The organism is Vibrio sp. THAF64 (assembly GCF_009363455.1).
Taxonomy (GTDB): Bacteria; Pseudomonadota; Gammaproteobacteria; order Enterobacterales; family Vibrionaceae; genus Vibrio; species Vibrio coralliilyticus.
Window position 1 is genome coordinate 2,570,433 of record NZ_CP045355.1, and the last position, 20,204, is coordinate 2,590,636.

The following is a 20,204-nucleotide window of genomic DNA, read 5'->3' on the forward strand; positions in this document are numbered from 1 at the left end:
CCTGATAACTCAAACGTAAAAGCACATGCCTCAATACACGGTCCGACACGCAAAAAAAGATGGATTACAAAAAGCCTTTATGTGGCTGATTGTCATCGACTACGTGTTGCTTTCTTTGTTTCTCAGTCAGCTGTATAACCTGACTCTAAACGGAGGCACGGCCATCAGCACTCTGTTGCTACTCTACAATGTACTACTCACTTTTCTCTGCTTTCAGCGTACCGATAAACGCGACTCTTACATTATTTACCCAACGTTATCAGCAACGCTTCTGGCGTTCGTCTGCTTCCTGTACTTCTTTTTTCTGGTCTGACGCGACTTTCCTTTAGGCAAAAAAATGCTCTTCAATTAATGAAGAGCCAAACGAGCAATAAAAGTCGGTAAATTATTTTAGCTGGGCTTCCGCCTTAGCTTCTCATCAACGCCACCACAGAATGACGTTTTACGTTCGCCTGAGCATTGAGTGCCATAAAGGCTGTCGAGAATTGGCCAGAGTTCTCATCGAATAGTTTAAGTTTGTCTTCGACTTGGTGAGCAGAAATAACCGAAGACTGCTTATGAAGTGTTTGCATTTGCATTGTCAATTCAGAGCCAATCACACTTGCCTGCTCTAGCCCTACCTGTACTTGACGGAAGTGCTGATTTACCTTGGCAATGGTCTGTTTAATGCCTTCTCGAGAGCTTAAATCGAAACTCAGCTCCGCAATGCCTTCTGGCTCAGCTTTGAGCGTCATAACATTGGATTGCCCTGCCGGAAAGCGATGCCCCTGACCAGTGACCATCACCTTTTGCTGCATTTGCTGATAAGCCTTCTCGGAGGATTCAAATAGAATGGTACCGTCCTCAGACAACGTGGCTCTAAGCCCAAGAGGAATCAGACTCCGGTCTAACATTTTAACGGTTTGCTTGCCCTCAGACTGACCATCAAACTGAACCATCACTGAGTTGCCTTGCGGGAAATCAAGGCGAATTTGCTCAGCTTTGTCACTCAAGCGATGGATGTTAAGTCCAGGGATTGAGAAACGACGCATATCCGCTTTGTCGATCTTGAGCTTCAACTCGTTATCGATCACTTTGTTACCGTCAAAACGTGCGCTGTCTAGAATGCGCTCTATGTTAGCTTTGGATCCTGTTAAGCCTTCTTTTAAACCAGCAACATTACCGGCACCAAGATTCATTGCCCGAGTGAGGCCTTGCTTGATCTTGGCCAATTCACCGCCAATGGCTTGCAAGGAGCGTGTCGCAATCTGAACTGAAGTCGCATTTTGCTGCCCCTGAGTAAGCAAAACACCAGACACCGAATACGATGCTGGTGTTTGGTTTTGGGCAGCTAGTTTACGCTGCCCTATGCCACCATGAGACTCCGAAGAACGAGGAGGAGAAATAGAAGCTCTATCGTGCCCAGTCAATCTGACATTGTGGGGGCGAACCTCAACTGTGCTCATTACCATATTTCAATTCCTGCTTATCAGATGCGGTCGAATAAGTTGAGATCGTTAATCTTAACGTAGCTGGCTTGAGTCGCTTGCAATGCGGCCATGTAGTTACTCAAACGAACTGAAGCTTCACCATAATCTAGTGCGGAGAGATCGCTGCTGACCTTATCGACAAACAACTTATTCTCACCATGAGCACTATCCATCAAATCCAGGTTGTTGTGACGACCACCCATTTCAGTCATCGCAGCTAACACGTTGCTGGATGTTGCTTCGATAGAGCTGAGCGTCGATTCAACCGTAGTTCGAAAAGCTGGTGTGGGTGATTGGAATTCTGCAATCAAAGCATCAAGATCGTTAAGAACGTTATTGCCACCTAGATCCAGAATTTCCTGTGCAGTCATATTGGATTCCATCGTCACGCCTTTCGCTACTGTCACAACGCGTTTATCGCTGTTGCCTTGGATTACGTAACTCCCACTCGCGTTAGACAAAGCTGCCGTGTCTGTTTTAGTTCCGGAGAACAAGTAACGGCCTTCTTCATCCTGAGCGTTAAACGATGAAACAACAGAAGAACGTAGACTTTCAAGTTCGCTGATAATGCCAGTACGATCGCTGGCGGTTAACGTACCATTCGCTCCCCATAGAACCAGTTCGTTCATCTTCTTCAGGCTTTCATTCACTGAGTCAAGTTGAACTTCCTGGTTGGATAATGCGGTCTTCACATTGGAAATATTGCTCTTGTACTGGGTAATGGCCGAGCCTTCACGCTCTAAGTTAAGCAATTGAACTGATGCCATTGGATCATCAGACAATTTGGTCAGACGTTCACCGGTAGACATTTGCTGCATAACTTGCCCAAGTCCGGCGTTATTAATCTGCAAGCTTTGCAGCATCATCTGACTGAATTGAGTATCGCTAATTCTCATCTGATTTCCCTGTAATTAGAATAACTGAAGAACGGAATCAAACAGCTGATTTGCTGTGCTGATCACTTTCATGTTGGCGTTGTGAGCGTTGGCAAACGTCATCAAGTTTGCCGCTTCTTCATCACTGTTTACTGCGCTGACGTTATCTCGGGCTGCCATTGCTTGTTCGCTCATCGACAGCTTTGCCTGATAATCCGCATCCGCCTGACGTGCTTTGATGGCCGTTTCTCCCACCATGGCAGCAAACGCATCGTTTAATGTGACTGAACCAAAACCACTGATTGACACAGCTTTGTTACTGACTGCAATTAAGCTGTCCAGCACGTCAGCATTGCCAGGGTTGCCGTCACCAGACAAAGCAAGCTCCTCTGGTTTTAGGTCAGTAATCGTCAGGCTTGCAGATGGGTTAGCGGGGTCGTAACTGAACAAGGGCTTACCGGTATTTCCATTGAGGTCTTGGCCGGTTACCAACAATGCGTTGAATTCATCAGCGAGTGCCTTAGCCATATCATCAATCGCAGAACGGTATGGTTTTAGCACCTCCGTCTGATAGTCGGTCAGTGCGCCAACTTGCCCACCCGGTGTATCAGTAATCGCAAAACTCTGAGTACCAAACTCAACATGCAAATCGGCAAGATATGGATCGCTTGGATCAGGCACGGCCTTAAGCACAGCGGCATCTCCACCCATGACCAGTGGCTGTCCAGAAGAAAGCGTAACCTGCAAGCTGCCATCGGCCTGTGACGTCGTTTTCACTTCCACAACTTTAGACAGCTCACCAATTAACGCATCACGAGTGTCCATTAACTGAGCAGGGTTACCCCCTGTGCCTTCCATCTCAACAATCTGCTTGTTCACATCAGCGATGTTACTCATCAAGCTGTTGGCATGAGAAATAGCCGCATTGCGCTGGTCATTGACGTCTTTATGCTGGTGAGAAAGCGATTCGGTGAGGGTATTAAAACGACGCGCGAGGGCTTCTGATTCATTAATGATTTGCTGGCGGTAAGGAACCGATTCTGGTTTTACCGTTGCATCATTCAGGGCTGAAAATAGCGTATCCAGACCAGCTGAGAGGCTGAAACCGTCAGCGCCGAGTGTATTTTCCAGTTGGCTCATCGTGCTGCTGTATCGAGTAGCGTAAGCAGAAAGACTGTTTGTCGCCCAAGTTTGCTTGACTAGAAACTCATCCGTTACTCGACGGATGCTGGTCACTTCAACACCCAGCCCTGGGCTTAGCTTGTCGTGTTTCGTTCCACCAACAGAAGCCATCAAGGCTTGTTGACGGCTGTATCCCGGTGTATTGATGTTGGAGACGTTCTGCGCTGTGACATCCAGTGCCACGCGATTCGCATTGAGGCCGGAAAGGGCGATATTGACGAGGTTCATTTACAGCTCCATTTTTCGAATCAATGGTTGAGCGAAGGCTGTGGTCACGCTGACTTCGCCCAACATTTGTCTAACTGAGGCGACCGTCTCCTGAGTGGAATGAAGCGCCTGGTCCGAATTAGATGTTACAGATGCTTCAGCGTGTGAGCTTGCTTCCACCTCATTGAGATTGTCATTCGCCGATAAGGTTGACGCACTGGTTTCAAATTCCACTTCCGAAATCGAAGGACTGAGCTGCTTAATCAACATCTCTGAAATGCCAGAATGCTGTTTTTTAGACATTTCAATCGCTAGCTGACCATCGTACATATCGCGAAAAACACCCTGTTGCTGGCTGGAAAACGGACTGTCTTCATCGGCCAACACGTCACTGCTACTGCGCATCTGGCGCAGCACCATCTGCAAAAACATCGCTTCAAACTGGCCCGCTACTGTCTCCAGTGCGGCTCCTTGTTCGTTGCTGTTCTTTATGTTCATCAGAGCGCTGTTATCGTGATAAAGCACCGAGTTCATTTGTGACTGTTCATTCAGTCCGTCAAATTTCATAAAAACTCCTTAAATCACTACCAGCTCTGCGTTCAACGCACCTGCTTCATGCAAGGCTTGCAGAATCGACATCAAATCCGTTGGCGTCGCCCCTAAACTGTTTACCGCACTGACGATCGTGTTGAGTTCAGTACCCGGAGGCCAGATCACCATTTGCGCTTGCTCTTCGCTGACGTCTAATAACGATTGGTCGACAACTTTTGTTTCACCATCAGCAAACGCGTTTGGCTGACTGACCTGTTGCGACTCTGCAATGGTGACCGTTAAGTTTCCATGACTCACCGCCGCTTCACTGACCTTGACGCTTTTACCTATCACAACGGTACCGGTACGAGAGTTAAAAACGATACGCGCAGGCTTACGTCCTTCCGCCACGCTGATTTCTTCCAGCATCGACATCATGACAACACGCTGCTGGCTGTCCTTGGGTGCTTTGACGCTGATACGAACATTGTTCTTTGCTACTGCGACCTTAGGTCCGAAAATGTTGTTGATTTCACGAGCAATATTCTTAGCTGTCGTAAAGCTTGGTTTTCTCAGGTTCAGTACCACGTTATCTTGCTCTGAAAAGTCATTGGGTACTTCTCGTTCCAGCGTCGCTCCACCGGGAATACGTCCTGAGGTAGGCGTATTAATGACGATTTTAGAACCGCTTTTTCCTTCAGCAGACACGCCGCCCACGACGACGTTGCCCTGAGCAACGGCATACACCTCACCATCGATGCCGCGCAATGGTGTCAGCAGTAAGGTACCGCCTCGCAAGCTCTTGGCATCACCGATGGAAGACACCACTACATTCAATGTCTGGCCCGCACCTGCCATCGGCTCAACGGTTGCAGTGACGCTTACTGAAGCAACATTGCGCAACTTAGGGTTAGTACTGTCGTCGATTTGAACACCAAATTGTCGCAACATGTTGGTGATGGATTGCGCGGTAAATTTCACCTGATTACGGTCGCCCTGGCCGTCTAGGCCAACCACTAGACCATAACCAACCAATTGGTTTTCGCGAATACCCTGAACATCAACTAAGTCCATGATAGGGATTTCAACTTCAGCTTGAGCAGGTATTGCTGCCCCTAGTGACAACACCAGCAGCATCCCCATCAAAAATGAATCTCTTTTATTGGCAACCCTCTTCTCATGCGCTGAGCGAAACGGGCTGAATCGAAGAGATAGAGAGCTAAGAACGGCGGTAAACATAGTCATTTTCTGTTTCATTAAAACGGCATCCAAGGACTGTTGAAGAATTGGCTTAACCAGCCAGCAGCATTGCTATCAGCTAAAGTGCCTCGACCTGAGTAAGTAATTCGCGCATCACCGATTCGTGCGGAAGAGACCTGATTGTTACGGCTGATATCATCAACACGTACGATGCCTGTTAGGCGAATGAACTCATCCCCTTGATTGAGACGAATCCATTTTTCTCCACTGATACGCAAGACACCATTAGGCAGCACTTCATGAACTGTTACTGTGATAGCGCCTTCAAGCTTGTTGCCCTGTGAGCTGGAAGCACTGCCATCAAAAGCGCGTTGAGCGTCGACACTGGCGGCGAGCTCATCGATGGTGTTGCCTCCTAAACTCGGTGCAGCAAAACCAACGCTCGAGTTCTTGCCATACTTGGTATCGGCTTTTTTGCTCGATTCCGTTTCTTCGGACAGGACGACCGTGAGCATATCGCCAACACGGTATGCTCGCCTGTCCTGAAACAGGGTCATGGAGTATTGATGACGATAGAGGCTGCCGTTTTGTGCAGCTGGAAGTGAATAATCCAGCGTAGGCGGTGCGTATTTTTCTTCATCAGGCTCAGGAGGCGTAAACTCCTGACGACCAGCGCACCCAGCAAGCAAAATGACAACCAGAGGCCACACTCTCAATAATGCCTTCATTCCCTGTTCCTTTATTACCTAACGGTTACACCGACTGAGCGACAAACTTCAGCATGTCATCCGCAGCCGAAACGACTTTGGCGTTCATCTCGTAGGCACGCTGAGTCGTGATCATGTCGACCATTTCCTCTACCACCTGCACGTTTGAGCCTTCTAAAGAGCCTTGCTTAATGCTGCCTACGCCGTCTTCTCCGGCGATCAGCTCATCCGCCTGACCACTGGCTTCCGTTTCACGGAATAAGTTTCCGCCCACGGCTTCAAGGCCGGCTGGGTTGATGAATTTCGCTAATGTGATTTGACCGAGTTCTTGTGGTGCAGTGCTGTCAGCTGTAGTCGCGGACACCGTGCCATCCACACCAACAGAAACCGATAACGCGTTCTCTGGGATCTGGATTTGCGGTTCTAACGGCAGGCCTTGGCTGTTAACCATCAAACCTTCCGAATTGACGTGAAACTGGCCGTTGCGGGTGTACATGATCTGGCCATCGGAATTTTCGATCTGAAAAAAGCCTTGCCCCATCACAGCAAGATCCAACTCCTGACTGGTGTTTTGTGTATTGCCTTGAGTGAAGACCTTCTGTGTACCCACCACACGCACACCACTACCTAACTGAACGCCTGCTGGCAGCTCGTTAACCTGATCCACCAGCGACCCCGGTTGGCGTTGAATGCTATAAAACAGATCTTCAAACACCACTCGGTCACGCTTAAAGCCAACGGTATTCACGTTTGCCAAGTTATTGGAAATGGCGGTCATTTTGGTGTCTTGGGCTGCCATGCCCGTTTTACTTACCCATAAAGCTGAGTGCATTTTCTACTCCTTGCGCCGCGCTTAGCGTGACGACATTAATTTGTTACCGGCCTGCGCCAAAGTCTCTGCGGTTTTCATCATCCGCACCTGCATTTCAAAGTTACGTGTCAGAGACATCACATTCAGCAGTTCATCAATCGCTGACACGTTACTGCCTTCGATATGCTCTGGCGCAAGCTGAACGGTTTGGTCAACCTCAAATGGGTTGCCATCAGCGCTGTGAAGCAAGCTATCGCTCTCTTTCTGCAGTTGATTGGTTTCCGGCTTCACCAGCTTCAACGTGCCTACTTCAAGCTCCGCACCACCGCCCGGAGGTACGACAGAAATACGACCACGCTCGCTGATTTCAACTTTCTGATAATCTGGCAGAACCAAAGGGCCACCTTCACCGATAACCGCGAAGCCATTAATAGATAAGGCGCCAAACGGGTCGACTTTGATGTTACCTGCGCGGGTATACGCTTCCTGGCCATCTGCAGTCTGAACGGTCAGATAGCCTTCCCCCATAACGGCAACATCCAATGCGCGACCTGTTTTAACGATGTCACCTTCATCAAAACGAGTAGACGCAGAGTTGGTCACAACCATAGTACGGCCATCAAAACCTGAGCCCTGAAGCTGAACACTCGAGACACGCTCCATATCAGCACGAAAACCAGCGGTATCCGCATTGGATAAGTTGTTTGAGCGAACATGCTGAGCCTTGAGTACTCGACTCGCACCAGATGTTGCAGTAAATAGCAAGCTGTCCATATCAGGCTCCGTTAGATTGCGTTAAACAACGCCTGAGTCAGTTTGTCATTAGTCGAAATGGTTTTTGCATTCGCCTGATAGTTGCGCTGTGCTGTCATCAGATTGACCAACTCGCTCGTCAGATCGACGTTTGAACCTTCTAGCGCTCCCGGTGTTAAATCACCCAAAGTGCCAGAACCTGGGACACCCATTACTGGCGCACCTGAGCTGAAACTTTGTGTCCAAGCGGTGCCGCTGACTTTTGAGAGGCCTTGAGGGTTAGCAAAATCCGCCAGCACAACTTGGCCCTGCAATTGGGACTGACCGTTAGTGTATGTGGCGTAGACCATGCCGTTATCCTCTACGCGAACACCCGCGAGTTCACCCGATGTGTAACCATTCGGGTTGTTAGTGCTAACACCAAAGCCTGTGCCAAATTGAGTGCTGCCTGACAGGTCAATATCGATGCTCATTGGGTTTGCGCCCGCAGCCGGGAACGAAACGTTATAAGCGCCTGTCGGCGTCGCAATTGAACCATCTGGATTGAACGTCATCGCCACAGTGGAAACAGCGCCCGCACCGCCGTCAACTTGCACATTCACTTCCCATGCATTGTCAGCAGTTTTAGTGAAGTACTGCGTTACGGTATGTGGCTTGCCTTGTGAGTCGTAAACTTTTGTCGTGTAAGAAGAGTTGAATGAATCAGTATTGTTAGGGTCAAACGGATTCACGGTCTGATCGACAATCGAATTCGTTGCATCGAGATTGGCAATGAACTCCATCTTATCAGTCGCTTTAGCCGCCAATGAGGATGTCGAGATCTTGATATCACCCGTTGCACCCGTGAGCAGATTGTTGTTCCCATCAACACTGTAACCTTGCAATTTGGCGCCCGTGTTACCTATGACGTAATTGTCTTTATCAGTGCCAAATACACCTGAACGGGTGTAAAGCAATTGCCCCGCGCTGTCTTTGGTCACAAAGAAGCCATTGCCATTGATCGCGAGATCCATTGCACGACCCGTTCCGCTCACCGAACCATTTTTATCAAAGTTTTGGGAGATAGAAGCGACTTCCACGCCGCCTGGCTGCATTCCGTTGTAAACAGCCGCAAACTCAGTACGTGCTCCCTTGAATCCGTAAGTCGATGCGTTGGCAATATTGTGGCTGATGGTATTCAGCTCTGTGTTGGTCGCATCAAGACCGCTTAGGGCAATATTAAAACTCATAACTAACCTCTGTCTTCCTTATTGGTTAAGCACCAAACTGAGTGATTTGATAGAAAGGTACGCTGCCAACACCTTCGATGTTAACGAACGCTGCGCCGCCTGAGCTTGGGATACGAACTTGCTCAACCTGACCGGCTAAAAGAATGTTTGGAGCAGATTGCCCCTCCTGAACCTGAACAGATACCGTATATTTTCCTGGTTTAAGACCGAGCTCTTCAGGGTTGATACTAAAATCCACGTCACCCGCGGGATGAGCGCCTAAAGGCACTTTGCTTGACTGGCCGAACTCATCGGTAACAACCAGGTTGACTTGGCTTGAAGGATGTTGAAGCTCAATTTTTCCACCTTGAACTGCATCGCCCATTTCGAACTCGTTGCCAGAAACATAAACCGTCTGACCAACCAGTCCGGCCGTAGACAAAACTTGCATGTTGTCGAGCAAAACCATGCTGTTTTGCATCATTGACGCCATGTTCTCGGTACTTTGTACCTGAGAGAACTGTGCCAATTGACTGACATACTCAGTGCCATCAAGTGGGTTGAGAGGGTCCTGATTCTGAATCTGTGCCACCATCAAGCTGATGAATTCGTTTTCTAACGATGTAGCACTATTGGCATCTTGTGGGTTACCAGTCACCGAGGTGGTATTTGCCCCAGAGCCTACTGGAGTGTCAGAAGATAAAGCGTTGTAAGAAGCGATGCTCATTAGCTGCCCTGCCCTAGTCTAAGCAGGCCTTGCTGCATACTTTTTACATTGCTAAGCACTTCAACATTGGTCTCGAAGCTACGGGTGGCTGACATCATATCTGCCATCTCAGACACAACGTCGATATCTGGGTAGTAAACATACCCCTCGTCGTTAGCCAGCGGGTTACTCGGCTCAAAGCGTTTTTCCGCCTGACCTGCGCTTTGGACAACATCGACAATTCTCACTTCAGCATTTGGGTAACTCTCTTTACTCGCTGACAACTGAGTTTTGCTGTACACCGTAGCAAACACAGGTTTTAGCGCCTTGTACGCGTCATCTGGATTGGCAGAGACAGCATCCGCGTTAGCGAGATTACTCGCGACAGTATTCAAGCGTACTGTCTGAGCATTCATTGCTGAGCCAGCAATCGAGTAAATATCGGTAAATGACATGATTAACGTCCCTCTATCACTTTCGCCAGTCCCTGAAATTTCATGTTCAAAAATGTCAGGCTGGTCTGAAAGTCCATGTTGTTTTGTGTGAATTTGCCCTGTTCAACCCCCAGCTCGACTGTGTTGCCATCTTTGCTGTTCTGATAAGGAATCGAGTACATAGAAGAGACCTGCAGTTTAGGTACTGGTTTGTTCACTCCATGAGGTGATAACTGATTCATTACAGTGGTAAAACTCAGGTCCTTAGCCAGATACCCAGGGGTATCAACATTTGCTAGGTTACTGGCAAGGACTTTGGTACGCTGAACCCGAAAATTCAGCGCATCAGGGTGAACACCCAACGCATTTTCAAATGAAATTGCCATGTCTCTTTCCTTTAAAGTCGGCTCGAATAAGGATGAATAAAACAAGATGCATGCCACAAAAATAACAAAACAAAATCAATGACTTACAAAAAAGAAAGGAAATTCAATTTCCGCATTACGGAAGTATTGAAAAGCCAGAGGAACCGAATTGCTTCCTCTCTAAACTGGGCTGTAATAGTCAGTACCGTGCTGTCCAGTCAGGCCGTTTTAAGCAGTGAAAATATCGGCGCCAAGCAATCCATTATTCAAGCCGTAGAGGCCGACTTTAGACAACAGGTCCAGACTCAAGCCGACAACAGACAATGGGGAGACTATCAACTCGATTACGATATTCGTGTCCCTGCTGCTGCAGAGCATCTGCCCATTTGCCCCAAACCGCTGAATATTTCAGGTATCGACAACAAAGTGCTCCCTGTCGGCAACCTAAAACGTGGCGTCAGCTGCGATGTGCCTTCAGCGAACTGGCGCATCAATGTCGCCATCAAATCTGCGCTGACACTCAATGTAGTCGTCACCAAAACAGGCATCAATCGAGACCAAGCGATTTCACCGATGAACCTTAAGCTTGAAAAGAGAACCCTTAGTCGGGAGCAAGATTTCTTCACCCAGCCCTCTCAAGTTTCCGGCATGGTTGCCTCTAGGCGCATACGCTCGGGCCAGATATTAGATCCTAGAAAATTAGAGTCCACACCTCTGGTCGCGAAAGGTAATCAAGTGGTGATTACCGCCTCCAAAAACGGATTTACTGCATCCACCAAAGGTGTCGCCCTTGAGCAAGGAACGCGTGGTGAACAAATTGATGTGCAGAACAGTTCTTCAGGAAAAGTCATAAAAGCGGTGGTCACAGGACTGAATCAGGTACAGACCCAATTCTGATTTTTGGACTCCGGTTATCATTTTCGCTGTTTATGACTCGTAATGAGATAATCATTTCAGGTAGATATAAAAAAGTGATTACTTTGACTTAATGTTTCGCGCATCATGGTCGCATTAAACCTGTAACCACGATGACTAAGGAACCCATTGATGAAAATCGACAAAGTTGCAGGCGGCCACGTACCTCAAACCAGCCTAAACCAAGCTTCCAAGAAACCCGCAGAATCTTCGGCTGCTCAACCGATTTCAGAAGCCATGGTCAATACCAATACTGCTGCAATCGACAAAGCACAGGCAGAAATGCAATCACTGCCTAACGTAGATATGGAAAAGGTTGAACAAGTCCGTAACGCGCTGGTAAAAGGCGAGTTGGCACTGGATACCAAAGCGCTATCTCAAGCGATTCTACAGTTTCATACTGGTCACGAGTAACGCAGGCTGGAGTTCAATATGGCATCAGAAACCTCTCGCATGATTCAGCGCTTTCTCACCTCCATAGGCGACGACATCAAGTCGTATCGCCAATTAGCGACACTGTTACAAGAGCAAAAATCGCTGTATTTGTCTTTTGATGCAGCGAAACTCAATCAAAATCTTGCCGAGCAAAAACCATTGCTTAGAAAGCTTGATCTACATGCCAGTGAACGTAGCCAGACCATGAAAGCTTTACGGCTGACTAGCGACCAAGCCGGTATCAGCAAACTTTTTTCTGTATTACCGTCGTCGTTGTCAGGCAAAGTTCATGCACAATGGCGCGAACTAGAATCTCTAGTTAAACAGTGTCATGCACTGAATCAAGAGAACGGCCACAGCTCTGCCAGTTTTCATGAACTGGTGTGTCATATCACTCAACCAAGCCAACATACCTATGAAGAGCAGCCATCGTTAAGATGATCAATGTTTGCCGCGGTTGGAAAGGGGCATTGTGCATGCTCTTGTCGGTTTATCTTTGTGCTGTATACCCTCTCAACGCCTCACCTTTATCTACTGAATTTGAGCACGAACTGGCTGTCCTGACACCCTATAAAAAGCAAATAGAACAACGTTTGGCTATGAACCGACCTCTGATTCAAAACATCGCAGAACAGCTGTCAATTCAATCCTTGCCATCACAGCTGATATTGCTACCCATGCTAGAGTCTTCCTATGATCCTAAAGCTGTCTCTCACGCCAATGCAGCAGGGTTATGGCAACTTATGCCTGCAACAGCACAACGCTTCGGCCTTAAAATCGATGCCAGCCAAGATCAACGATTTGACATTCAAGCCAGTACTGAGGCAGCCATCGAATATCTGGCGTTTTTGCACAATAAGTTTGATGATTTGGCACTCACCATTGCGGCATACAATGCTGGGGAAGGCCGAGTATCCCGTGCCATTAAAAAGTCTGGCAGCAGACAGTTTTCTACACTCGCGCTACCTTCAGAAACGACACAATATGTGCATCGATTTTATGCCCTGCGAAGCTTGATTGAGATAGAGAGACTACTTGAAAAACAGCCTAATACACTGTTTTTATTTGGCGAATTTAACCAGTCACCGCTTGTCGAACTATCTCCTCTTCCACCACTCATCACCTTATAAAGACTCAACGGCTAATCAGATACGTTAACAACTCGGTACGGTTGCTTATGCTCTCAAGCTATTAGCACTTCAACCTTAATGCCCAGCAGCTCTAAAGATATCCTTGCTTAACGATGGTTTTTACAGGTTTAGCCACTAATTTAGCCCCGATAACGGGAATATCCCGTATAATTTTTATTCAACAATACAAAACCCTAGCTTTCGTTGGTTGTTATTGACTCAGCAAAGCAGGATAATATCGGGATCGGATTCTCTTAAATATATAATTATGACCGAATATCTTTTGTTGCTGGTCGGCACTGTGCTGGTCAACAACTTTGTACTGGTGAAGTTTTTGGGCCTATGTCCATTTATGGGCGTTTCCAAGAAGCTGGAAACAGCAATCGGAATGGGGTTGGCAACCACGTTTGTCCTGACCTTAGCCTCAGTGTGCTCGTACCTTGTGGAAAGCTACATTCTTGAACCTTTGGGGCTGGAATATTTGCGTACCATGAGCTTTATTTTGGTGATCGCCGTCGTGGTTCAGTTCACCGAAATGGTGGTGCATAAAACCAGCCCGACGCTCTATCGCCTATTGGGGATTTTCCTACCGCTGATCACAACCAACTGTGCGGTTTTAGGTGTCGCCCTGCTTAACATCAACGAAAACCACAACTTCATCGAATCTATTGTTTATGGATTTGGTGCAGCAGTCGGTTTCTCACTAGTTCTCATCCTCTTCGCCTCTATGCGCGAGCGTATCGCAGCGGCCGATGTACCTACGCCATTTAAAGGGGCATCAATCGCCATGATCACCGCCGGTCTGATGTCGCTAGCATTCATGGGCTTTACTGGACTGGTGAAATTGTAATGAGCGCTATTCTTATTGCTGTACTGGCCCTAGCAGCACTTGCGGCACTGTTTGGCGCCATATTAGGGTTTGCCTCGATCCGCTTTAAAGTTGAAGCAGACCCGATTGTCGACCAGATTGATAACATTTTACCTCAAACCCAGTGTGGCCAGTGCGGCTACCCGGGTTGTCGCCCTTATGCAGAAGCGATTGCGAATGGCGACGAGATCAACAAGTGTCCTCCTGGCGGTCAGGCAACTATCGAGAAGCTGGCAGATCTTATGGGCGTCGAAGCAACAGACTCGGCACACGATCTGGATGACAACGTCAAAACCGTCGCATTTATTCATGAGGACATGTGCATTGGCTGCACTAAGTGTATTCAGGCTTGTCCGGTTGATGCGATTGTTGGCGGTACTAAAGCTCTTCACACGGTGATCAAAGACGAATGTACCGGTTGTGATCTGTGCGTCGCACCTTGTCCAACGGACTGTATTGAAATGATTCCTGTAGAAACCACTACAGCGAGCTGGAAGTGGCAACTGGACGCCATTCCTGTTGTTGATATTACCGATTCTGCCAAGTCGCAGAATGGCGTGAATTAAGGACTGGTATGCTGTCACTCATCGAACAAATTAAGTCAGGCGCACTTTGGGATTTTCCAGGGGGTGTCCATCCACCAGAAAACAAAAAACAGTCGGTTAAAAGCGAGATTGCTAGAGCGAGTATCCCGCAAGAAATCGTTCTGCCAGTGAAGCAACACATTGGTAAACCGGGCACGATCACAGTGGAAGTTGGTGAGCACGTACTCAAAGGTCAGCCGCTGACTAAATACGACACCAGCTTCATGCTTCCGGTTCATGCGCCCACATCCGGAAAAATCACAGCGATAGAGTCTCGTACTACAGCCCACCCATCCGGTCTGGCAGAAACTTGTATCATCATCTCTCCAGATGGTGAAGATCGCTGGATTGAACGAAAAACAGATAACGACTTTACCCAACGTACACCAGACGAATTGATTGAGATTATTCGTCAGGCTGGCGTTTCAGGTATGGGCGGCGCAGGCTTTCCAACCGCGAAAAAGATCCAAGCTGGATTGGCTCGAACAGAGATTCTGATTGTTAATGCTGCAGAATGTGAACCTTACATCACCGCCGATGACATGTTGATGCAAGAACATGCCGATGAAGTAATTAAAGGCATCGAGATTGTTGAACACATCTTAAATCCTAAGCTGACCATTATTGGTATTGAGGACAACAAACCTCAAGCCATCAAAGCGTTAGAACAAGCCGCAGAGCATAAAGACATCGTCATCCGCGTCATCCCCACCAAATACCCATCGGGTGGTGAAAAGCAGTTGATAAAAATACTGACCAACAAAGAAGTACCAGCAAACAGTATTCCAGCGGATATTGGATTGTTAGTGCAAAATGTTGGTTCGCTGCAAGCCATTAAGCGTGCTGTTTGTGATGGCGAACCTCTGGTTGATCGAATCGTTACTCTGACCGGAGATACCTTTAAACAGCCGCGTAATGTCAAAGCACTGATTGGTACACCGGTTCAATCACTGCTCGACGAGTTTGGCTATAAAGCCGATAAAAAACTGCCTCGCCTAATCATGGGTGGCCCTATGATGGGCTTTACGCTGCCCCATGCCAACGTTCCGATTACCAAAACCGCGAACTGCATTCTGGCTCCGACTCGTAAAGAGATTTCACCCAATCAGTACGAAATGGCCTGTATCCGTTGTGGTCAATGTGCCGAGGCCTGCCCTGCTTCACTGCTCCCTCAGCAGCTTCAATGGCATGCAAAAGCAGAGGAATACGACAAATGCGAAGAGCTCAACCTTAAAGATTGTATCGAATGTGGCGCTTGTGCCTTTGTCTGCCCAAGTGAAATCCCGCTGGTGCAATACTACCGCCAAGCCAAAGCTGAGATGCGTACTCGCAAAGAAGAGTCCGAAGCCGCTGAACGCGCTAAAATCCGCTTTGAAGAGAAGAAAGCGCGACTTGAGCGTGATAAAGCCGAGCGCGAGAATCGATTCAAGAAAGCGGCAGATGATCGTCGCAAAGATATGAAGAAAACCGGTGGCGATGATGCCATTGCTGCAGCCATTGCGCGCGTAAAAGCACAGAAATCTGAAGCGAAATCAGATGAACCCGCAGTTAAACCTGCGGTAGCGGCCGCAATCGCTAAAGCGAAAGCTAAGCAAGCGGCTGCGATGCAAGCAGGTGATGCGGAGCCAGACAACTCTGAAATGGCAAAACTGCGTGAAGAACGCAAACGTCAGGCAAGAGAGAAAAAAGCTCAGAAGACTCAAGAGGCTACGCCAACCACTTCATCCGGTGATAAGAAAGATGCGGTTGCAGCAGCTATTGCGCGCGCTAAAGCGAAAAAAGCCGCGCAGCAAGAAGGTAAACCGGAACCCGTCACCGCTGAACCGGAAAACGCTGAAGCAGGAGAGGATCCGAAGAAAGCGGCGGTCGCTGCCGCTATCGCACGCGCTAAAGCACGCAAAGCGCAGCAAGAAGATAAATCGGAACCAGTAACCACTGAGCCTGAAAGCGCTGAAGTAGCCGAAGAGGATCCGAAGAAAGCGGCAGTCGCTGCCGCTATTGCACGCGCTAAAGCACGTAAAGCACAGCAGGAAGGTAAATCGGAACCAATTACCGCTGAGCCTGAAAGCGCTGAAGTGACAGAAGAGGATCCGAAGAAAGCTGCTGTAGCTGCCGCAATCGCGCGCGCTAAAGCACGTAAAGCGCAGCAAGAAGGCAAATCGGAACCCATCACCACTGAATCTGAAAGCGCTGAAGTTGCCGAAGAGGATCCGAAGAAAGCCGCGGTCGCTGCCGCTATCGCACGTGCCAAAGCACGAAAAGCGCAGCAGGAAGCAGAACCTGAAAGCACTGAGCCTGCCAAAGAGGATCCAAAGAAAGCCGCGGTGGCTGCCGCTATTGCGCGTGCTAAAGCACGTAAAGCGCAGCAGGAAGGTAAGTCAGAACCCGTCACCGCTGAGCCTGAAAGCACCGAAGTAGCCGAAGAGGATCCTAAGAAAGCTGCTGTAGCTGCCGCAATCGCGCGCGCTAAAGCACGTAAAGCGCAGCAAGAAGGCAAATCGGAACCCGTCACCACTGAATCTGAAAGCGCTGAAGTTGCCGAAGAGGATCCGAAGAAAGCCGCGGTTGCTGCCGCCATTGCGCGTGCCAAAGCACGTAAAGCTCAGCGGGAAGGCAAATCGGAACCCGTCACAGCAGTACCTGAAAGCACAGAAGTAGCCGCAGAGGATCCGAAGAAAGCGGCTGTGGCTGCCGCTATCGCACGCGCCAAAGCACGCAAAGCTGAACGCGAACAGAATAATAAATTTGAGGAGAACGAGTAGTGGCCTTTTTCATTGCCAGCTCACCCCACGCTCATAGTCGCAGAAGCACCCCCGACCTGATGAAATGGGTAGCGCTGTGTGCATTACCCGGCTTATTCGCCCAGACCTACTTTTTTGGGTGGGGAACATTAATTCAGCTCGGCTTTGCCATCATTCTTGGGCTTTTGCTTGAGGCTGGTGTCATGTTGGCTCGTAAACGCCATCCGATGTCGGCATTGCGGGACAATAGCGCGATTGTAACTGCGTGGCTGCTTGCGGTTGCGATTCCACCTCTGTCGCCGTGGTGGCTCATCACCATTGGTCTTATTTTTGCGATTTTGATAGCGAAGCACCTCTATGGCGGTATTGGCCAAAACTTATTTAACCCCGCAATGGTTGCTTATGTTGTACTGCTGATCTCCTTCCCGGTACAAATGACCAGTTGGATCTCACCTACCGAACTGCAACCGACAACGAGCTCTTTAGGCGATGCGTTTTCACTGATTTTCACTGGTTTCAATCTTGATGGCTTATCACTTCAGCAGATTCGAACAGGTGTAGATGGCATTACCATGGCAACGCCACTCGATGCCTTCAAGACCGCACTCCATACAGGTAATACCGCTGCAGAAGCTCTCCACCAGCCTCAGTTCAGTGGTCTGGCAGGTATCGGTTGGGAGTGGGTTAACTTAGCCTACCTAGTGGGTGGCCTACTGCTGATCAAATTAAAAGTCATTAACTGGCATATTCCGGTTAGCTTCGTTGTCAGTTTGACGGTGATGAGCGGCTTGTTTGCTATCTTAACTCCGGGAGAGACGGCGTCTCCGCTGATCCACCTACTCTCCGGAGCGACCATGCTTGGCGCTTTCTTTATTGCCACTGATCCAGTGTCTGCGTCTACGACGGTGAAAGGCCGACTGATTTTCGGTGCGTTCATTGGCGCTATGGTATTCATTATCCGCAGCTGGGGCGGCTTCCCTGACGGTGTCGCCTTCGCAGTACTGCTTGGCAACATGTGTGTGCCTTTGATTGATTACTACACTAAGCCTCGAACGTACGGCCACTAAGGAGCAGCATGTTAAACGCTATTCGCAAGAACGGTGCAATACTCGCGATTTTCGCCTGTGCTTCAACAGGTGTCGTTGCGCTCACGCACTATTTGACTAAAGACCAAATCAGCCAGCAAGAACAGGCTCAACTGCTGTCTGTACTCAACCAAGTGATTCCTCCTGAGATGCATGACAACAGCTTGTACGAGTCCTGCACAATGGTCTCAGATCCCGCTTTGGGAACTGATGAAGCTATGCCCGTCTATATGGCGAGTAAAAATGGCGAGCCGACAGCATTGGCCATAGAGGCGATCGCCCCAGACGGTTATAACGGCGCAATCAAGATCATTGTTGGCATCAAGCAAGATGGGATGGTTCTAGGGTCACGAGTTCTGAGTCATCAAGAAACACCTGGACTAGGGGACAAAATTGACTTACGAGTTACCGACTGGATCCTGAGCTTTGCTGGCAAGAAAGTTACGCCAGAAAACGAAGCCGATTGGAAAGTACGTAAAGATGGTGGGCAATTCGATCAGTTTACTGGCGCAACAATTACCCCGAGAGCCGTCGTCAAAGCAGTGAAAAATACAGTACAATTTGTGAACAAAAATCGTGCACAAATTCAGAACCAGCCACGCAATTGTGGAGGCAACAATGAGTGATCACAAAACACTGATTAAAAACGGTATGTGGGACAACAACCCGGCACTAGTTCAGCTGCTGGGTCTCTGTCCGTTGTTGGCTGTGTCTTCAACAGTGACCAATGCTTTGGGGTTAGGCATCGCTACCTTACTGGTCTTGGTCGGCTCTAACGTCACCGTTTCTCTGGTACGTGATTACGTGCCAAAAGAAGTACGTATCCCAGTTTTCGTAATGATCATTGCTGCTCTGGTAACGTGTGTTCAACTGCTGATGAACGCCTACGCCTACGGTCTTTACCTGTCTTTGGGTATCTTCATCCCTCTTATCGTGACTAACTGTATCATCATTGGCCGAGCCGAGGCGTTTGCTTCGAAGAACGATTTATTGCCTTCTGCACAAGATGGTTTCTGGATGGGCCTAGGCATGACCAGCGTCCTCGTTGTCTTAGGTGCCATGCGTGAAGTGATTGGTAACGGCACCCTATTTGATGGCGCTGACCTATTGCTTGGCAGCTGGGCAAGTGCCCTGCGCATTGAAATATTCCAGTTTGATAACAGCTTCTTACTGGCGCTACTTCCGCCTGGTGCCTTTATTGGCGTTGGGTTACTCATTGCACTGAAAAACATCATAGATAAACAACTAGAAGCTCGTCAGCCAAAACAAGAAAAACCGACCATTGAACGAGCTCGCGTCACTAACCAGTAATATCTGGTTTACACACTGGAAAGCAGCTTCAAAATGAATAAAGAAAAACGAGTACAAATACTGGAACGTCTGAGGGAGAACAACCCAAACCCTCAGACTGAGCTCAACTGGAGTACACCTTTCGAACTCTTAATTGCTGTGCTCTTGTCCGCGCAGGCTACCGATGTCAGCGTGAATAAAGCGACCGACAAACTTTACCCTGTGGCTAACACACCGCAAGGGTTATTTGATTTGGGTGTCGATGGCGTCAAAGAGTACATCAAAACTATCGGCCTGTTTAACTCAAAGGCAGAGAACGTAATTAAAACCTGCCGTATCCTGCTTGACCAACATAATGGTGAAGTACCCGAAGACAGAGCAGCGCTAGAAGCTCTGCCAGGTGTTGGGCGCAAAACCGCCAACGTTGTACTCAACACTGCGTTTGGCTGGCCGACGATTGCCGTTGATACTCATATTTACCGCGTCTCAAACCGTACTAAGTTTGCGATGGGGAAAAATGTCGATCAGGTTGAAGAAAAGCTACTCAAAGTCGTACCCAAAGAATTCAAACTCGATGTACACCATTGGTTGATCCTTCATGGGCGTTATACCTGCGTTGCACGTAAACCTCGTTGTGGCAGTTGTATCATCGAAGATTTGTGCGAATTTAAAGAAAAAGTCTACCCAGAAAACTAGGAGAGCAAGGCA

General features: G+C 48.5%; 24 protein-coding genes. 12 read left to right on the forward strand and 12 right to left on the reverse strand.

Features of this window, described 5'->3' with window-relative positions:
* Window positions 1–25 precede the first annotated feature (25 nt).
* The gene (locus tag FIU99_RS11820; RefSeq protein WP_019277544.1) at window positions 26–313 is read left to right on the forward strand and encodes a hypothetical protein; all 288 of its coding nucleotides are present in this window, start codon (window positions 26–28) and stop codon (window positions 311–313) included.
* A 94-nt stretch (window positions 314–407) separates the two neighbouring features.
* Here the strand turns inward: FIU99_RS11820 and FIU99_RS11825 are convergent, their stop codons facing one another.
* From FIU99_RS11825 to flgB, 12 genes are all read right to left on the reverse strand, one after another.
* A complete protein-coding gene (locus FIU99_RS11825) occupies window positions 408–1,451 on the reverse strand; it encodes a hypothetical protein (protein WP_006963050.1) in 1,044 nt (347 codons plus the stop codon).
* Window positions 1,452–1,468: 17 nt separating this feature from the next.
* Window positions 1,469–2,365: a flagellar hook-associated protein FlgL gene (flgL, locus tag FIU99_RS11830; protein WP_152472283.1), complete on the reverse strand. Its 897-nt coding sequence runs from the start codon at window positions 2,363–2,365 to the stop codon at window positions 1,469–1,471.
* A 15-nt stretch (window positions 2,366–2,380) separates the two neighbouring features.
* Window positions 2,381–3,754, reverse strand: a complete 1,374-nt coding sequence (gene flgK, locus FIU99_RS11835) for a flagellar hook-associated protein FlgK (RefSeq protein WP_152472284.1) — start codon at window positions 3,752–3,754, stop codon at window positions 2,381–2,383.
* A complete protein-coding gene (locus FIU99_RS11840) occupies window positions 3,755–4,300 on the reverse strand; it encodes a rod-binding protein (protein ID WP_006963053.1) in 546 nt (181 codons plus the stop codon).
* A gap of 9 nt (window positions 4,301–4,309) precedes the next feature.
* Window positions 4,310–5,407 (reverse strand): flagellar basal body P-ring protein FlgI, encoded by a 1,098-nt coding sequence (locus FIU99_RS11845; RefSeq protein WP_285897047.1) that lies wholly within the window; start codon window positions 5,405–5,407, stop codon window positions 4,310–4,312.
* Window positions 5,408–5,520: 113 nt separating this feature from the next.
* Window positions 5,521–6,192 (reverse strand): flagellar basal body L-ring protein FlgH, encoded by a 672-nt coding sequence (flgH, locus tag FIU99_RS11850; RefSeq protein WP_152472286.1) that lies wholly within the window; start codon window positions 6,190–6,192, stop codon window positions 5,521–5,523.
* A gap of 25 nt (window positions 6,193–6,217) precedes the next feature.
* Window positions 6,218–7,003, reverse strand: a complete 786-nt coding sequence (flgG, locus tag FIU99_RS11855) for a flagellar basal-body rod protein FlgG (protein ID WP_019277541.1) — start codon at window positions 7,001–7,003, stop codon at window positions 6,218–6,220.
* A 21-nt stretch (window positions 7,004–7,024) separates the two neighbouring features.
* Window positions 7,025–7,756: a flagellar basal-body rod protein FlgF gene (gene flgF, locus FIU99_RS11860; protein WP_152472287.1), complete on the reverse strand. Its 732-nt coding sequence runs from the start codon at window positions 7,754–7,756 to the stop codon at window positions 7,025–7,027.
* A gap of 11 nt (window positions 7,757–7,767) precedes the next feature.
* Window positions 7,768–8,964 (reverse strand): flagellar hook protein FlgE, encoded by a 1,197-nt coding sequence (flgE, locus tag FIU99_RS11865; RefSeq protein ID WP_019277539.1) that lies wholly within the window; start codon window positions 8,962–8,964, stop codon window positions 7,768–7,770.
* A gap of 25 nt (window positions 8,965–8,989) precedes the next feature.
* Window positions 8,990–9,670, reverse strand: a complete 681-nt coding sequence (gene flgD / locus FIU99_RS11870) for a flagellar hook assembly protein FlgD (protein WP_099607529.1) — start codon at window positions 9,668–9,670, stop codon at window positions 8,990–8,992.
* A complete protein-coding gene (gene flgC, locus FIU99_RS11875) occupies window positions 9,670–10,104 on the reverse strand; it encodes a flagellar basal body rod protein FlgC (RefSeq protein WP_006963060.1) in 435 nt (144 codons plus the stop codon). Before flgC ends, flgD begins: the two co-directional genes overlap by 1 nt.
* 2 nt (window positions 10,105–10,106) lie before the next feature.
* Window positions 10,107–10,469, reverse strand: coding sequence for a flagellar basal body rod protein FlgB (gene flgB / locus FIU99_RS11880; protein ID WP_006963061.1), 363 nt, complete (start codon window positions 10,467–10,469; stop codon window positions 10,107–10,109).
* A gap of 78 nt (window positions 10,470–10,547) precedes the next feature.
* Here flgB and flgA point away from each other — a divergent pair, with 78 nt between their 5' ends.
* The 11 genes from flgA (at window position 10,548) to nth (ending at window position 20,192) form a co-directional block, all read left to right on the forward strand.
* Complete coding sequence (flgA, locus tag FIU99_RS11885) at window positions 10,548–11,345, forward strand: flagellar basal body P-ring formation chaperone FlgA (RefSeq protein ID WP_152472288.1); 798 nt, start codon at window positions 10,548–10,550, stop codon at window positions 11,343–11,345.
* 150 nt (window positions 11,346–11,495) lie between these two features.
* Entirely contained in the window at window positions 11,496–11,777 is a 282-nt protein-coding gene (flgM, locus tag FIU99_RS11890) for a flagellar biosynthesis anti-sigma factor FlgM (RefSeq protein ID WP_152472289.1), read from the forward strand.
* 18 nt (window positions 11,778–11,795) lie between these two features.
* Window positions 11,796–12,239: a flagellar protein FlgN gene (gene flgN, locus FIU99_RS11895; RefSeq protein ID WP_152472290.1), complete on the forward strand. Its 444-nt coding sequence runs from the start codon at window positions 11,796–11,798 to the stop codon at window positions 12,237–12,239.
* 35 nt (window positions 12,240–12,274) lie between these two features.
* Window positions 12,275–12,928, forward strand: a complete 654-nt coding sequence (locus FIU99_RS11900; RefSeq protein ID WP_253899443.1) for a lytic transglycosylase domain-containing protein — start codon at window positions 12,275–12,277, stop codon at window positions 12,926–12,928.
* A 268-nt stretch (window positions 12,929–13,196) separates the two neighbouring features.
* Window positions 13,197–13,778, forward strand: a complete 582-nt coding sequence (gene rsxA / locus FIU99_RS11905) for an electron transport complex subunit RsxA (RefSeq protein WP_152472292.1) — start codon at window positions 13,197–13,199, stop codon at window positions 13,776–13,778.
* Complete coding sequence (gene rsxB, locus FIU99_RS11910; RefSeq protein ID WP_006963067.1) at window positions 13,778–14,362, forward strand: electron transport complex subunit RsxB; 585 nt, start codon at window positions 13,778–13,780, stop codon at window positions 14,360–14,362. Before rsxA ends, rsxB begins: the two co-directional genes overlap by 1 nt.
* Window positions 14,363–14,370: 8 nt before the next feature.
* Entirely contained in the window at window positions 14,371–17,142 is a 2,772-nt protein-coding gene (gene rsxC / locus FIU99_RS11915) for an electron transport complex subunit RsxC (RefSeq protein WP_152472293.1), read from the forward strand.
* On the forward strand, window positions 17,142–18,188 hold the full coding sequence (gene rsxD, locus FIU99_RS11920; protein ID WP_006963070.1) for an electron transport complex subunit RsxD: 1,047 nt from the start codon (window positions 17,142–17,144) through the stop codon (window positions 18,186–18,188). The genes rsxC and rsxD overlap by 1 nt, the downstream gene beginning before the upstream one ends.
* An 8-nt stretch (window positions 18,189–18,196) precedes the next feature.
* Complete coding sequence (gene rsxG / locus FIU99_RS11925) at window positions 18,197–18,832, forward strand: electron transport complex subunit RsxG (protein WP_152472294.1); 636 nt, start codon at window positions 18,197–18,199, stop codon at window positions 18,830–18,832.
* Complete coding sequence (locus FIU99_RS11930; protein ID WP_019277143.1) at window positions 18,825–19,517, forward strand: electron transport complex subunit E; 693 nt, start codon at window positions 18,825–18,827, stop codon at window positions 19,515–19,517. Before rsxG ends, FIU99_RS11930 begins: the two co-directional genes overlap by 8 nt.
* A gap of 33 nt (window positions 19,518–19,550) precedes the next feature.
* The gene (gene nth / locus FIU99_RS11935; RefSeq protein ID WP_006963075.1) at window positions 19,551–20,192 is read left to right on the forward strand and encodes an endonuclease III; all 642 of its coding nucleotides are present in this window, start codon (window positions 19,551–19,553) and stop codon (window positions 20,190–20,192) included.
* Window positions 20,193–20,204 lie beyond the last annotated feature (12 nt).

Excerpts from the sequence above, each read along its gene's own strand:
- FIU99_RS11820 (WP_019277544.1), top strand. The coding sequence starts at position 26 with ATGCCTCAATACACGGTCCGACACGCAAAAAAAGATGGATTACAAAAA.
- FIU99_RS11825 (WP_006963050.1), bottom strand. The coding sequence starts at position 1,451 with ATGGTAATGAGCACAGTTGAGGTTCGCCCCCACAATGTCAGATTGACT.
- flgL (WP_152472283.1), bottom strand. The coding sequence starts at position 2,365 with ATGAGAATTAGCGATACTCAATTCAGTCAGATGATGCTGCAAAGCTTG.
- flgK (WP_152472284.1), bottom strand. The coding sequence starts at position 3,754 with ATGAACCTCGTCAATATCGCCCTTTCCGGCCTCAATGCGAATCGCGTG.
- FIU99_RS11840 (WP_006963053.1), bottom strand. The coding sequence starts at position 4,300 with ATGAAATTTGACGGACTGAATGAACAGTCACAAATGAACTCGGTGCTT.
- FIU99_RS11845 (WP_285897047.1), bottom strand. The coding sequence starts at position 5,407 with ATGGGGATGCTGCTGGTGTTGTCACTAGGGGCAGCAATACCTGCTCAA.
- flgH (WP_152472286.1), bottom strand. The coding sequence starts at position 6,192 with ATGAAGGCATTATTGAGAGTGTGGCCTCTGGTTGTCATTTTGCTTGCT.
- flgG (WP_019277541.1), bottom strand. The coding sequence starts at position 7,003 with ATGCACTCAGCTTTATGGGTAAGTAAAACGGGCATGGCAGCCCAAGAC.
- flgF (WP_152472287.1), bottom strand. The coding sequence starts at position 7,756 with ATGGACAGCTTGCTATTTACTGCAACATCTGGTGCGAGTCGAGTACTC.
- flgE (WP_019277539.1), bottom strand. The coding sequence starts at position 8,964 with ATGAGTTTTAATATTGCCCTAAGCGGTCTTGATGCGACCAACACAGAG.
- flgD (WP_099607529.1), bottom strand. The coding sequence starts at position 9,670 with ATGAGCATCGCTTCTTACAACGCTTTATCTTCTGACACTCCAGTAGGC.
- flgC (WP_006963060.1), bottom strand. The coding sequence starts at position 10,104 with ATGTCATTTACCGATATTTACTCGATTGCTGGCTCAGCAATGAATGCT.
- flgB (WP_006963061.1), bottom strand. The coding sequence starts at position 10,469 with ATGGCAATTTCATTTGAAAATGCGTTGGGTGTTCACCCTGATGCGCTG.
- flgA (WP_152472288.1), top strand. The coding sequence starts at position 10,548 with ATGACTTACAAAAAAGAAAGGAAATTCAATTTCCGCATTACGGAAGTA.
- flgM (WP_152472289.1), top strand. The coding sequence starts at position 11,496 with ATGAAAATCGACAAAGTTGCAGGCGGCCACGTACCTCAAACCAGCCTA.
- flgN (WP_152472290.1), top strand. The coding sequence starts at position 11,796 with ATGGCATCAGAAACCTCTCGCATGATTCAGCGCTTTCTCACCTCCATA.
- FIU99_RS11900 (WP_253899443.1), top strand. The coding sequence starts at position 12,275 with ATGCTCTTGTCGGTTTATCTTTGTGCTGTATACCCTCTCAACGCCTCA.
- rsxA (WP_152472292.1), top strand. The coding sequence starts at position 13,197 with ATGACCGAATATCTTTTGTTGCTGGTCGGCACTGTGCTGGTCAACAAC.
- rsxB (WP_006963067.1), top strand. The coding sequence starts at position 13,778 with ATGAGCGCTATTCTTATTGCTGTACTGGCCCTAGCAGCACTTGCGGCA.
- rsxC (WP_152472293.1), top strand. The coding sequence starts at position 14,371 with ATGCTGTCACTCATCGAACAAATTAAGTCAGGCGCACTTTGGGATTTT.
- rsxG (WP_152472294.1), top strand. The coding sequence starts at position 18,197 with ATGTTAAACGCTATTCGCAAGAACGGTGCAATACTCGCGATTTTCGCC.
- FIU99_RS11930 (WP_019277143.1), top strand. The coding sequence starts at position 18,825 with ATGAGTGATCACAAAACACTGATTAAAAACGGTATGTGGGACAACAAC.
- nth (WP_006963075.1), top strand. The coding sequence starts at position 19,551 with ATGAATAAAGAAAAACGAGTACAAATACTGGAACGTCTGAGGGAGAAC.